Origin of the sequence: Streptomyces sp. HUAS 31, assembly GCF_028198125.1 — a bacterium.
Lineage (GTDB): Bacteria > Actinomycetota > Actinomycetes > Streptomycetales > Streptomycetaceae > Streptomyces > Streptomyces chartreusis.
Genome location: NZ_CP116353.1, coordinates 2,845,565 through 2,857,412, shown reverse-complemented (window position 1 = coordinate 2,857,412; position 11,848 = coordinate 2,845,565). Strand labels below are relative to the sequence as shown.

Here is an 11,848-nt window from a genome sequence, read left to right as displayed (position 1 = left end):
CCTGGAGGGGAGCCGCACCATGCGCGCAGCCGTACTGCACGAGATCGGCCAGGACAAGCTGGAGGTCCTCGACGACGTCGAGGCGGTGGGCTTTGGCCCCGGGAAGGTGCGGGTCCGGGTGCGGGCCACCGGACTGTGTCACTCCGACCTGTCCGCGATGAACGGCGTCCTGCCCCAGCCCGCCCCGTTCGTGCCCGGACACGAGGGCGCGGGCGAGATCCTCGACGTCGGGGAAGGCGTACGGAACCTCAAGCCGGGCGACCGGGTCGTGCTGTGCTGGCTGCCCGCCTGCGGAGCCTGCCCCGCGTGCAAGCGCGGCCAGACCGAGCTGTGCCTGGCCGGGTTCATGAACGCCGGCACCCCCAACTTCAAGCGCCCCGGCGGTGACCTGTTCGGCTTCGCCGGCACCGGCACCTTCACCGAGGAGGTCGTGGTCGACGCGGGCTGCGCGGTGCCGATCCCCGACGACGTGCCCTTCGACATCGCGGCCCTGATCGGCTGCGGCGTCACCACCGGGCTCGGTGCGGCCCTCAACACCGCCGATCTGGAGGCCGGTTCGTCGGTCGCCGTCATCGGCTGCGGGGGCGTCGGCATCTCGGCGATCCAGGGCGCCAGGCTCAGGGGCGCCGCCGAGATCGTCGCCGTCGACCCGGTCGCCTCCCGCCGCGAGGCCGCCCTCAAGTTCGGCGCCACCAGGGCCGTCTCCCCGGACGAGCTGGCCGACGCCAAGCAGCAGGTCACCGCCGGCGAGGGCTTCGACTACGTCTTCGAGGTCGTCGGCCGGTCCGCCACCGCCCGCACGGCCTACGAGAACACCCGGCGCGGCGGCACCCTCGTCGTCGTGGGCGCCGGCGCCATGGACGACTTCCTTCAGCTCAACATGTTCGAGCTGTTCTTCGACGAGAAGCGCATCCTGCCGTCCATGTACGGCGGCGGCGACGTGCTGCGTTCCTACGAGCGGACGATCGCGCTGTGGCGCGCGGGCCGTATCGACCTGGACGGCCTGATCACCCACCGCGTGCCGCTGGCCGAGATCAACGAGGCCCTGGACCAGATGCGCACGGGCGCCGCGCTGCGTACCTGCATCGAGATCTGACGGGGGTATTTCGTGTCGTTGCCACTGGAAGGGCTGTCCGCTGTCGTGACCGGTGCCGGCCGGGGCCTGGGCCGGGCCGAGGCGCTCGAACTCGCCCGGCTCGGCGCCGCCGTGGTCGTCAACGACTTCGGGCAGCCGGGCCGGGACGGTTCCGGCGAGGCATCTGCGGGACCCGCCGAGGAGGTCGCCGCCGAGATCCGCGCGGCGGGCGGGAAGGCGCTGTCGCACACCGGCGACGTGGCGGACTTCCGGCAGGCCGGGGAACTGATCCGGCTGGCCATCGCCGAGTTCGGGAAGCTGGACGTCCTCGTCAACAACGCGGGCATCCTGCGTGACCGCATGGTCTTCTCCATGACCGAGGATGAGTGGGACTCGGTGATCCGGGTCCACCTCAAGGGCCACTTCAACACGACCCACTTCGCCGCCGCGCACTGGCGCGAGCGCTCCAAGGCGGCGGGAGGGGCGGTGTACGGGCGGATCGTGAACACCTCCTCGGAGGCGTTCCTCGCCGGATCCGCCGGGCAGCCCAACTACGCGGCGGCCAAGGGCGGCATCGTCGGCCTCACCACCTCCACCGCCCTCGCGCTCGCCAAGTACGGCGTCACCGCCAACGCCATCTGCCCGCGCGCCCGCACCCGGATGACCGAGGACGTCTTCGCGGGCCTGGAGCGGCCCGAGGGCGGGCTCGACCCGCTCGCCCCCGAGCATGTCGCCCCGCTCGTCGGCTACCTGGCGTCCCCGGCAGCCGCGCGCGTCAACGGGCAACTGCTCGTCGTGCACGGCGGCATGGTCGCCGTCGTCGAACGGCCGAGGGTGGCCGCCAAGTTCGACAGCAAGCAGGACACCTTCACCTACGACGAGCTCGACGCGCTGCTGACCGCGCACTACGCGCAGCAGCCGGCGGGGGAGACGTTCGCGGCGGCGGAAGTCCTCGGACTGAAAAGGACCTAGGTACGCGAACGGCCCCGCCCCCTCATGCCGGGGGCGGGGCCGAGCGGCGTCAGCGTCAGACTGCCGTCTCGCTCTCCTCGGCCGGCTTGCGGTGACGGCCGCGGGGGGCCGTCTCGCCTTCCTGGGCCGAGATCTGACCACGGTGCCTGCCGTGACCGGAGACCTTCTGTACGTCGTGAACGTCGGCCGGCCCCGGCTGGGTCGTGCTGGCGTTGCTCATCGGAAAACTCACCCCGTAAACATGATCCTTCTAACAGCCGGGCGAGTTTAACCGGCCCACCACGGGCCGAATCCAGGCGGCCACGCCAACCGGCACTACTTCGTTACAAGACCGCCCAACGGCGCTTGCTGCAACGGAACGGGCCGGGGTGCGACGGGACCCGGAGGGTCCGTTTCCGCGCCCGTAGAAGCGGCCGATTCCGCCGCCGCCGACGCCGTCCCCGGCTCCGCGTCCACGGCGCCCCTCACCCCCGCAGCCTCCACCCGGGCCACCCCGCACGGCACCTCCTCGGTGGCGTACGGCAGTTGCAGCACCCCCTCCCGCGTCCACAGCCCGGCACCCGCCAGCCACCCCTCGGGCGCCGCGAGATGCCGCAGCTGCCGCTCGGCGGGCCGCCACACCGCGACCCAGCTTGCGAGCGGCCCGTCGATGCGCAGCGCCACCCCGCAGCTCTCCGGCGTAAGCACCTGCCCCGGCTGGATCGCGAACGGCGTCACCACGCACTCCGGCATCCGCAGGCACTCCGGGAAGCGCACCGGCAGGGTGCTGCCCAGCACCCCCCAGCCCAACCGTTCCTGCCCGGGCGAGGGCGCGTCCGAGCGGATCAGCAGCAGCCCGCTGTCCGGGTCGGCGAGCAGCACCCGGTCGTCGCTGTCGGCCGTGATCTGCAACAGCGGCGACACCTCGCCGCCCCGCTCCAGATCGACCACCACGGCCTTGGTACGGCCCTCCGACTCCCGGTCGAGGGCCAGCATCCGCCCCTCCCGGTCCAGCCACACCCCGCCCGAACAGCGCCCCGGGATCCGCGCCACGTGCTCCGGCCCGAAGGCGCCGCCCGCCACCAGCCACACCGTGCTGGAGCTCCGGCCCACCGCGAGGGCGTACGCCTTGTCGCCGCCCGGCGCCGGCGGCAGCAACCGCAGCCGGGTCCCCTCCTGCGGGCACTGGACCGCGCCGAGCGCGAGCTCGCCCGTGCCGGGCCCGGTCGGATACAGCAGCGAGAAGACGTGCCGGCCGTCGGTCGGGCGGCGGATGAGGACCCGCCCGTCGCCCATCGGCTGCACCTCGGTGCCGGGCTCCTCCGGCTGATGCGAGGGCAGCGGCACCGCGTACGGCTCGGGGCCGTCCAGGGTCCAGCGCTCCGGGAACCAGCAGTCGCCGTCGAGGGCGAGACGGGCGGCGTAGGAACCGTCCGCCGCGATGGTGCACTCCGTACGAGGCGCGTCGCCGCCCTCGTCCTCCGCCACGGGCGGTGGGGATCCCTCCTCCTCGAACGCGGTCGAGAGCTCAGGGGACGCACTGGCCGTCATGGTCCGGTCACCTCCGGTGACGAAGCTAGTTTTCGCACGCACAGGCGTGGGACCGGGGACGTTCCGCTTCACACAAAGGGATGGCAGAGGAACGATTCGCCTGAGGAAACCAGAGGGTGTGTGCTGAGCGGAGCGGCCCGTGCGCAGGGGCCGGCCGGCGGGGCGGGCGAGCGGCTCCGGCGCCGGTACATCCGCGGGGACCAGCCAGGTAGCCTTGCCCTCGTGCCCCGTCTGTCTGAAGTCATCGCCGCGCTGGAGAACCTGTGGCCCGCCGAACGGGCCGAGTCCTGGGACGCGGTCGGCACCGTCGTGGGCGACCCCGACCAGGAGGTCTCCCGGGTCCTGTTCGCCGTCGACCCGGTCCAGGAGATCGTGGACGAGGCGGTGAAGCTGGACGCCGACCTGCTGGTCACCCACCACCCGCTCTACCTCCGCGGTACGACGACGGTCGCGGCCTCCACCTTCAAGGGCCGCGTCGTGCACACCCTGATCAAGAACGACATCGCCCTGCACGTGGCGCACACCAATGCCGACACCGCCGACCCCGGAGTCAGCGACGCCCTGGCCGGCGCGCTGGACCTGCGCGTCGTCGGCCCGCTGGTGCCGGACCCGACGGACCCTTCCGGGCGCCGCGGCCTCGGCCGGATCTGCGAGCTGGACCACCCGCTCACCGTGCGCGAGCTCGCTCTGAAAGCCGCCGAGCGGCTGCCCGCCACCGCGCAGGGCATCCGCGTCGCCGGCGACCCCGAGGCGACCGTCCGCACCATCGCCGTCAGCGGCGGCTCCGGCGACAGCCTCTTCGACCAGGTGCGGGCCGCCGGCGTCGACGCCTTCCTCACCGCGGACCTGCGCCACCACCCGGTCTCCGAGGCCCGCGCCCACAGTCCTCTCGCGCTGCTCGACGCGGCGCACTGGGCCACCGAATGGCCCTGGTGCGAGCTGGCGGCCACCCAGCTCGACGAGATCTCCGACCGCAACGGATGGGGACTGCGCGTCCACGTCTCCGACACGGTCACCGACCCCTGGACCGCCCACGCGGCGTCCAACCCGCCCACTCGAACCACGGGAGCCCCCAACTGAACGCCGCGCCGGCCGACCAGATCCGACTCCTCGACGTCCAGGCCCTCGACGTCCGCCTCCAGCAGCTCGCGCACCGGCGGAAGTCGCTGCCCGAGCACGCCGAGATCGAGTCGCTGACCAAGGACCACACCCAGCTGCGCGACCTGCTCGTCGCCGCGCAGACCGAGGAGAGCGACACCGCCCGCGAGCAGACCAAGGCCGAGCAGGACGTGGACCAGGTGCGCCAGCGCGCCGCCCGCGACCAGCAGCGCCTGGACTCCGGTGCCGTCACCTCCCCGAAGGACCTGGAGAACCTCCAGCACGAGATCACCTCCCTCGCCAAGCGCCAGGGCGACCTGGAGGACGTCGTCCTGGAGGTCATGGAGCGCCGCGAGTCCGCGCAGGAGCGGGTCGCCGAGCTGACCGAGCGGGTCGGCGCGGTCCAGGGCAAGGTCGACGACGCGACCGCCCGCCGCGACGCCTCCTTCGAGGAGATCGACGGCGAGGTCGCCTCGGTCACCAAGGAGCGCGAGGTCATGGCCGGTTCGGTCCCCGCGGACCTTCTCAAGCTCTACGACAAGCTCCGTGCGCAGCAGGGCGGCATCGGTGCGGCCAAGCTGTACCAGCGCACCTGCCAGGGCTGCCGCCAGGAGCTCGCCATCACCGAGCTGAGCGAGGTCCGCGCGGCCGCGCCCGACACGGTGGTGCGCTGCGAGAACTGCCGCCGGATCCTGGTGCGCACGGCGGAGTCCGGTCTGTAGGACCCGGTAGGCAAGGGGCTCGGTAAGGGGCGTTGATCGTGCGGGAGTTCATCGTCGAGGCCGACGGCGGGTCACGGGGCAACCCGGGGCCCGCGGGCTACGGCTCGGTCGTCATCGACGCGACCACGGGGCAGACGCTGGCCGAGGCGGCCGAGTACATCGGCGTCGCCACGAACAACGTCGCCGAGTACCGCGGCCTCGTCGCGGGCCTGCGCGCCGCGCACGAACTCGACCCGACGGCCACGGTGCACGTCCGCATGGACTCCAAGCTGGTCATCGAGCAGATGTCGGGCCGCTGGAAGATCAAGCACCCCGACATGAAGCCCCTGGCCTTCGAGGCGTCGAAGGTCTTCCCGGCGCCCCAGGTGACGTACGAGTGGATCCCCCGGGAGCAGAACAAGCACGCGGACCGGCTGGCCAACGAGGCGATGGATGCCGGGAAGCGGGGGGAGCAGTGGTCGGCCTCGGGTTCCACGGCGGAGTTGGAGGCGGCTGACGCGCGAGCCGCGCGGGCGGTGGCCGAGCCGGAGCCGGCCGGTCCGCCCGGGGACGCTGCTGCGGGCGCGGCGCGGGCGCGCGCGGCGCTGTCGGAGGGGCGGGCCGGCGGCGCTGCTGCCTCCGCCGGTTCTTCGTCCCGCCGCGGAGCGGCGGAGAGTTCCGGCGGCGGAGCCGTCAGGGCCGGGGCTGACGTCGGGTCCGGGGTTGATGGCAGGGCCGAGGCCGATGTCAGGGCCGCGCGGAGCGTGGCCGCGCCCGCCACCGGCTGGGGTCCCGCCGACATGGGGGCGCCCGCCACCTTCGTGCTGCTGCGGCACGGGGAAACACCGCTGACGCCCCAGAAGCGGTTCTCCGGGAGCGGCGGGACCGACCCCTCCCTCTCCGACGTCGGCCGCGAGCAGGCCGAGCGGGTCGGCGCCGCCCTCGCCAGGCGCGGCACCGTCCAGGCCGTCGTGGCATCGCCGCTCACCCGTACCCGGGAGACCGCCGGCATCGTCGCAGCCCACCTCGGCCTGGACGTGACCGTCGACGACGGCCTGCGCGAGACGGACTTCGGCGCCTGGGAGGGCCTCACCTTCGGCGAGGTCCGCGAGCGCTACGCCGAGGACCTCAACGCCTGGCTCGCCGACCCCGAGGCCCGCCCCACCGGCGACGGCGAGAGCTTCGCGGCCACCGCGACCCGGATCGCCGCCACCCGCGACAAACTGGTCGCGGCGTACGCGGGCCGCACGGTCCTCCTCGTCAGCCACGTCACGCCGATCAAGACGTTCGTACGCCTCGCCCTGGGCGCCCCGCCCGAGTCCCTGTTCCGCATGGAACTCTCCGCGGCCTCCCTCTCGGCGGTCGCGTACTACGCCGACGGCAACGCCAGCGTCCGCCTCTTCAACGACACCTCACACCTGCGCCCGTAGTCCCGCCGCTTCCCGGGCCAGCGCCTCGACGCGCCCCCAGTCCCGCGCGGCGATCGCGTCCGCCGGGAGCATCCAACTGCCGCCCACACAGCCGACGTTGGGCAGCGCGAGATAGTCGGGCGCGGTAGCCGGACCGATCCCGCCCGTGGGGCAGAACCGGGCCTGCGGCAACGGCCCGTTCAGCGACTTGAGATACGCCGTGCCGCCCGCCGCCTCGGCCGGGAAGAACTTCATCTCCCGCACCCCGCGCTCCAGCAGCGCCACCACCTCGGACGTGGTCGACACCCCCGGCAGATACGGCACCCCGGAGGCCCGCATGGCCTCCAGCAGCAGGTCGGTCCAGCCGGGGCTCACCAGAAAACGCGCCCCCGCCGTGACCGCCAGCGTCACCTGCTCCGGCGTGATCACCGTGCCCGCGCCGACCACCGCGTCCGGCACCGCTTCCGCGACGGCCCCGATCGCCTCCAGCGCGGCCGGCGTCCGCAACGTCACCTCGATCGCGGGCAGCCCGCCCGCGACCAGCGCCCGGGCCAGCGGTACGGCGTCGGAGGGGTCGTCGATCACGACCACGGGGACGACGGGCGCGAGATCCAGGACTGAGGTCATGGCCTCATCCTGCCCACGAGATGCAGCCTGCGCAAAGCCCATTGCACAGGCTGCAATAAGAGGGATGGGCCGGTCAGTGGATCTCCTCCACCAGCACGTCCAGCGTCCACGCCTTCCCGGCCCTGGCCGGCGCCTCCACCTCGACCTCGTACCCGAGGTCCCGCAGCGCCTCTACCAGCTCCGCCGGCCCCTGGGGCACGGCACCCGCCGTCAGCAGGCTCCGTACGATCCGCCCCTTGGTCGCCTTGTTGAAGTGGCTGACGACCTTCCGCGTCGGCGCGTGCAGCACCCGTACCGAAGCCGTCCGCCCGGCCACCTCGCCCTTCGGCTTCCACGCCGCCGCGTACGCCGACGACCGCAGGTCCAGCACCAGCCCGTCCCCGGCCGCCTCGGGCAGCACGTCCGCCATCGGCGCCCGCCAGTGCGCCCCGAGCGCCCCGAGGCCGGGCAGCTTCACGCCCATCGAGCAGCGGTAGGAGGGGATGCGGTCGTTGACGCGCACCGCGCCCCACAGCCCGGAGAAGACGAGCAGCGAGCGAGTGGCGCGCTTCTTGGCGGCGGCGTCGAGCGACGCCAGGTCCAGGGCGTCGTACAGCACCCCGGTGTAGATCTCCCCGGCCGGCCGCGCGCCCGCCGTCGGCAGCCCGGCGTTCTTAGCGACCTCGCCCCGCAGGCCCTCGCTCAGCCCGAGCACGTCCCGCGCCTTGTCCTCGTCACCGGCACACAGCTCGACCAGCTCCCGCAGTACCGCCTCCCGGGCCTCGCCCAGCCCCGGCAGGGACAGCGACTCCAGCTTCAGCGGCGCACCACGACCGGACGAGGCCTTGCCTTCGGACGGCGGCAACAGGACAAGCACACGTACTCCCTCACTCGAACTCCGCCACAGCGTACGGCGTGCCACCCGGCGAACCTCGCCCTACGCTCGACACATGCCCCGCCGCCACATCCGCGTGACCGGCGCCCCCGAAGCCCCCCTCCGGGCCGCCCTCACCGCCCTGCGCCACGAGCTCGGCGTCCCCGCAGGCTTCCCGCCCGAGGCGCTGGCGCAGGCCGAGGAGACGGCCAAGGCCCCGGCCCTCCCCCCGTACGACGCCACCGACCTTCCCTTCCTCACCATCGACCCGCCCGCCTCCACCGACCTCGACCAGGCGATGCACCTCTCCCGGCACGGCACCGGCTACCGCGTCCGGTACGCCATCGCCGACGTCGCCGCCTTCGTCGTACCGGCGGGCCCGCTCGACCAGGAGGCCCACCGGCGGGTGACCACCCTCTACTTCCCCGACCTGCGCGTCCCGCTGCACCCCGAGTCGCTGAGCGAGGGCGCGGCCAGCCTGCTCCCCGACCAGGACCGGCCCGCCGTGCTGTGGACGATCGACCTCGACGGGGACGGCCGTACCGTCGCCGTCGACGTCACCCGGGCCCTGGTGCGCAGCCGGGCCAGGCTGGACTACGCGGGCGTGCAGAAGCAGATCGACACGGGGACCGCCGAGGAGCCGCTGGCGCTGCTGAAGGAGATCGGGCTGCTGCGGGAGAAGCTGGAGGTGGAGCGCGGCGGAATCTCGCTCGGCGTACCCGAGCAGGAGATCGTCGAGCACGACCACACCTACGAGCTCGCCTACCGCGCCCCGCTGCCCGCCGACGGCTGGAACTCCCAGATCTCCCTGCTCACCGGCATGGCCGCCGCCGACCTGATGCTCTCCCTCGGCACCGGCATCCTGCGCACCCTCCCCGCCGCCCCCGACGGCGCGGTCGGCCGCCTGCGCCACACCGCGCACGCCCTGCACATCGACTGGCCGCACCACGTGTCGTACGCCGAACTGGTCCGTTCCCTGGACCCGCACCGCCCCCGCCACGCGGCCTTCCTCCAGGAGTGCACGACCCTGCTGCGCGGCGCCGGCTACACGGTGTTCCGCGACGGTACCCTCCCGCCCATCACCACCCACTCCGCCGTGGCCGCCCCCTACGCCCACTGCACGGCCCCGCTGCGCCGCCTCGTCGACCGGTACGTGTCCGAGATCTGCCTGGCGGCCACCGCCGGCCGGCCGGTGCCCGAGTGGGTGGCGGCAGCCCTCGACGCGCTGCCGGCCCGGATGGCCGAGGGCAGCCGGCGCGCGGGCACGGTCGAGCGGGAGTGCCTGGACATCGTGGAGTCGGCGCTGCTCAAGGACCGGGTGGGCGAGGTCTTCGACGGCTGCGTGGTGGAGGTGGAGGAGCGCCGGCCCGCCGTCGGGACCGTGCAGTTGGAGTCCCCGGCGATCATCGGCCGGATCGAGAACAGGGACGGGGAGCACCTGCCGCTGGGGGAGCGGATCAGGGTCCGGCTCACCCAGTCGGATCCGGGATCGGCGAAGGTGCGCTTCGAGCCCGTGTGATCGCCTTGACGAGGCCGTCGGCGTCGTCGGCGTGGAAGCGCACGAGCCGGATGTCCTGACGACGCCCGAGGAAGGTGAAGTGGGCGACGGGCTCGGTGAGTTCGAGCGTCACGGTGGTCTGCGAGCCGATGGCGAGGTTCAGCTCGCCCTCGGTCCGCTCATGCGTGGTGCGCAGCTCGCGGCGGGCCCGGGCGATCTTCTCCAGCGGTATGCGCAGATCGACGTGCGCGGCAAGCCGGACGCGCAGGACGTCGTCGTCGAGGACGTGCGGCCGTACGACGGAGGCGGCGTGCATCCCGACGATGAGCACCAGGGTGTACACGTCCACCGTGAACCACGCCCGCTGCACGGCCGGATGGTTCCGCAGCAGCACGGACATCATGATCGACTCGATCACGATCACGAACCCGAATCCCAGCATCATCGGGCCCTGGCCGCGCGAGTACCCGAAGGCGGCTCCTTCCCCTGTTTGGTGCGGCCGCCGGGCCACCCACAGCCCGATGCTCGAGAGGAGCCGCAGCTCGTGCCGGACGAGGACGAGTACGGTCCGCATCAAGGCTCGTCTCCTTCCGTTTCGATGAGGAGGCGGAGTGTGCGGCGGATGGCCTCCGCCTGGGCCGGGGCGAAGTCGGCGTAGAAGGCCCGCAGGAAGCTGCTGTCGGGGTCGACGTCCAGCTTCTCGGGCAGCAGGTCGGGGGCGAGGCAGTCGACCAGGGCGCGGGCCGCGTCGTCCACGCGCGGGTCGGCGGGGTCGGCGTCGGCGAGGTCGTCGAGCAGCGCGTAGGCCGCGAGGACCTGCTCCTTGGCGCCCGGCCGGGTGAACGCCTTCTCGAACGCGCCCACGAGCTGGTCCCGGCCCTCCGCGCCGGCCGTGGTCTCGATCAGCGCGAGCATCTCCCGGTCCTTGACGGCCATGGGCGAGTCGGAGACCTGCCCCATGTCCCGGAAGAGCGCCGCGAGCTGGGGCGACACGGGCCCCTCGGCGGTCACCGCGCCCTCCGTCTCCAGCAGCGTCCGCAGCCGCTGCCGCCGCTCCCGGATCGCCACCTCCTGCCGCGCGAGATCCTCGTCCAGCTCGGTGAGCACCTCGGCGAGATCCTTCCCGGCGTCCTCGGCGAGCACGTCCCGCACCTCGGCGAGCCCCAGCCCCAGCTCCGTCAGCCGCCGGATCCGCGCCAGCACGACGGCATGCCGCAGCGTGTACTCCCGATACCCGTTGGGCCGCCGCTCCGGCTCGGGCAGCAGCCCCTGATGGTGGTAGTGCCGCACGGTCCGAGTGGTGACACCGACCGCGGCGGCGAGTTCTCCGATCCGCATGGGACCAGTAGAGACGTTGACGTTGCGGCAAGGTCAAGCGCCGGCTTGCTTGCCTGACGATCGTCCGTTCCGTGTGCCACGATCGAGGGAACGGTTTCCGATCTCTCGGACAGGTGATCTTCCGATGTCCCAGTCTGACGGGCGACAGAAGGAGGGGCGTGACATGACTGCCATGGCCCACGAGCCGCTCACGCAGGAAGAGGTCCTGCTGGAGGGCTTTCTCGCCCTGGAGACGCCGGAGGGTTTCCGGGCCGAGTTGATCGAGGGGGAGATCGTTGTGACGCCGCCGCCGGACGGGGATCACGAGAAGTACATCAGCCGGATCGTGAGGCAGGTGATCAAGCGATCCAAGACGGACATGGACTTCTCCGGGAACAAGGGACTGACGGTGAAGAGTGCGGTGGCCTGGCCGATGGATCACGTGATCCCGGATGCCACCTTCGCACCCGTCGATGCGGACTTGTTCGGCGGCGCCAGTTCCTGGATGCCCTGCGAAGGCGTCGTCATGGTGCTGGAGGTGACATCGACCAAGCCGAAGGCCGACCGAGAGGCCAAACGTCGTTGCTACGCCCGCGGTGGCATCCCCTTCTACCTGCTGGCCGACCGGGACACCTCCCAGGTGACCCTCTTCAGCGAGCCCGAGGATGGCGACTACCGACAGCACTGCACACGCCCCTTCGGTAAATCGCTCGCCCTCCCGGAACCGTTCGCCTTCGACCTGGACACGGCGGACTTTCTCTGACGCTC

At 72.6% G+C, this 11,848-nt stretch carries 13 protein-coding genes; 7 read left to right on the top strand and 6 right to left on the bottom strand.

Annotation, left to right across the window (positions count from 1 at the left end; translation table 11 throughout):
* Positions 1–19 precede the first annotated feature (19 nt).
* Together PGH47_RS12605 and PGH47_RS12600 are read left to right on the top strand one after the other, a co-directional pair.
* Positions 20–1,096, top strand: coding sequence for a Zn-dependent alcohol dehydrogenase (locus PGH47_RS12605; RefSeq protein WP_271663498.1), 1,077 nt, complete (start codon positions 20–22; stop codon positions 1,094–1,096).
* Between the two features lie 12 nt (positions 1,097–1,108).
* Entirely contained in the window at positions 1,109–2,047 is a 939-nt protein-coding gene (locus tag PGH47_RS12600) for a 3-oxoacyl-ACP reductase (RefSeq protein WP_271663497.1), read from the top strand.
* A gap of 55 nt (positions 2,048–2,102) precedes the next feature.
* Here the strand turns inward: PGH47_RS12600 and PGH47_RS12595 are convergent, their stop codons facing one another.
* Together PGH47_RS12595 and PGH47_RS12590 are read right to left on the bottom strand one after the other, a co-directional pair.
* Positions 2,103–2,267 (bottom strand): hypothetical protein, encoded by a 165-nt coding sequence (locus PGH47_RS12595; RefSeq protein WP_271663496.1) that lies wholly within the window; start codon positions 2,265–2,267, stop codon positions 2,103–2,105.
* A gap of 95 nt (positions 2,268–2,362) precedes the next feature.
* The gene (locus PGH47_RS12590; protein ID WP_271663495.1) at positions 2,363–3,577 is read right to left on the bottom strand and encodes a hypothetical protein; all 1,215 of its coding nucleotides are present in this window, start codon (positions 3,575–3,577) and stop codon (positions 2,363–2,365) included.
* Positions 3,578–3,799: 222 nt separating this feature from the next.
* Between PGH47_RS12590 and PGH47_RS12585 the strand changes: the two genes are divergently transcribed.
* The 3 genes from PGH47_RS12585 to PGH47_RS12575 are packed head-to-tail and all read left to right on the top strand — an operon-like array spanning position 3,800 to position 6,806.
* A complete protein-coding gene (locus PGH47_RS12585; protein ID WP_126904022.1) occupies positions 3,800–4,657 on the top strand; it encodes a Nif3-like dinuclear metal center hexameric protein in 858 nt (285 codons plus the stop codon).
* Positions 4,654–5,397 carry a zinc ribbon domain-containing protein gene (locus PGH47_RS12580; protein ID WP_271668041.1) on the top strand — a complete coding sequence of 248 codons (744 nt, stop codon included), beginning with the start codon at positions 4,654–4,656 and terminating at the stop codon, positions 5,395–5,397. Before PGH47_RS12585 ends, PGH47_RS12580 begins: the two co-directional genes overlap by 4 nt.
* A 38-nt stretch (positions 5,398–5,435) precedes the next feature.
* The gene (locus PGH47_RS12575; RefSeq protein WP_271663494.1) at positions 5,436–6,806 is read left to right on the top strand and encodes a bifunctional RNase H/acid phosphatase; all 1,371 of its coding nucleotides are present in this window, start codon (positions 5,436–5,438) and stop codon (positions 6,804–6,806) included.
* Here the strand turns inward: PGH47_RS12575 and eda are convergent.
* Together eda and yaaA are read right to left on the bottom strand one after the other, a co-directional pair.
* Positions 6,789–7,412, bottom strand: a complete 624-nt coding sequence (gene eda / locus PGH47_RS12570; RefSeq protein WP_271663493.1) for a bifunctional 4-hydroxy-2-oxoglutarate aldolase/2-dehydro-3-deoxy-phosphogluconate aldolase — start codon at positions 7,410–7,412, stop codon at positions 6,789–6,791. The genes PGH47_RS12575 and eda overlap by 18 nt on opposite strands.
* Before the next feature lie 73 nt (positions 7,413–7,485).
* Positions 7,486–8,268 carry a peroxide stress protein YaaA gene (gene yaaA, locus PGH47_RS12565; RefSeq protein ID WP_107906858.1) on the bottom strand — a complete coding sequence of 261 codons (783 nt, stop codon included), beginning with the start codon at positions 8,266–8,268 and terminating at the stop codon, positions 7,486–7,488.
* Positions 8,269–8,341: 73 nt separating this feature from the next.
* On the opposite strand from yaaA, the gene PGH47_RS12560 reads away from it, so the two are divergent.
* A complete protein-coding gene (locus tag PGH47_RS12560) occupies positions 8,342–9,784 on the top strand; it encodes an RNB domain-containing ribonuclease (RefSeq protein WP_271663492.1) in 1,443 nt (480 codons plus the stop codon).
* On the opposite strand, the gene PGH47_RS12555 is transcribed toward PGH47_RS12560, so the two are convergent.
* Positions 9,735–10,337 (bottom strand): hypothetical protein, encoded by a 603-nt coding sequence (locus PGH47_RS12555; RefSeq protein WP_271663491.1) that lies wholly within the window; start codon positions 10,335–10,337, stop codon positions 9,735–9,737. The two genes, PGH47_RS12560 and PGH47_RS12555, sit on opposite strands and share 50 nt — an antisense overlap.
* Positions 10,337–11,101: a MerR family transcriptional regulator gene (locus PGH47_RS12550; RefSeq protein ID WP_271663490.1), complete on the bottom strand. Its 765-nt coding sequence runs from the start codon at positions 11,099–11,101 to the stop codon at positions 10,337–10,339. The genes PGH47_RS12555 and PGH47_RS12550 overlap by 1 nt, the downstream gene beginning before the upstream one ends.
* 163 nt (positions 11,102–11,264) lie before the next feature.
* Between PGH47_RS12550 and PGH47_RS12545 the strand changes: the two genes are divergently transcribed.
* Entirely contained in the window at positions 11,265–11,843 is a 579-nt protein-coding gene (locus PGH47_RS12545) for a Uma2 family endonuclease (protein ID WP_271663489.1), read from the top strand.
* The last annotated feature ends 5 nt before the right edge of the window (positions 11,844–11,848 follow it).

Excerpts from the sequence above, each read along its gene's own strand:
- PGH47_RS12605 (WP_271663498.1), top strand. The coding sequence starts at position 20 with ATGCGCGCAGCCGTACTGCACGAGATCGGCCAGGACAAGCTGGAGGTC.
- PGH47_RS12595 (WP_271663496.1), bottom strand. The coding sequence starts at position 2,267 with ATGAGCAACGCCAGCACGACCCAGCCGGGGCCGGCCGACGTTCACGAC.
- PGH47_RS12590 (WP_271663495.1), bottom strand. The coding sequence starts at position 3,577 with ATGACGGCCAGTGCGTCCCCTGAGCTCTCGACCGCGTTCGAGGAGGAG.
- eda (WP_271663493.1), bottom strand. The coding sequence starts at position 7,412 with ATGACCTCAGTCCTGGATCTCGCGCCCGTCGTCCCCGTGGTCGTGATC.
- PGH47_RS12560 (WP_271663492.1), top strand. The coding sequence starts at position 8,342 with ATGCCCCGCCGCCACATCCGCGTGACCGGCGCCCCCGAAGCCCCCCTC.
- PGH47_RS12555 (WP_271663491.1), bottom strand. The coding sequence starts at position 10,337 with ATGCGGACCGTACTCGTCCTCGTCCGGCACGAGCTGCGGCTCCTCTCG.
- PGH47_RS12550 (WP_271663490.1), bottom strand. The coding sequence starts at position 11,101 with ATGCGGATCGGAGAACTCGCCGCCGCGGTCGGTGTCACCACTCGGACC.
- PGH47_RS12545 (WP_271663489.1), top strand. The coding sequence starts at position 11,265 with ATGACTGCCATGGCCCACGAGCCGCTCACGCAGGAAGAGGTCCTGCTG.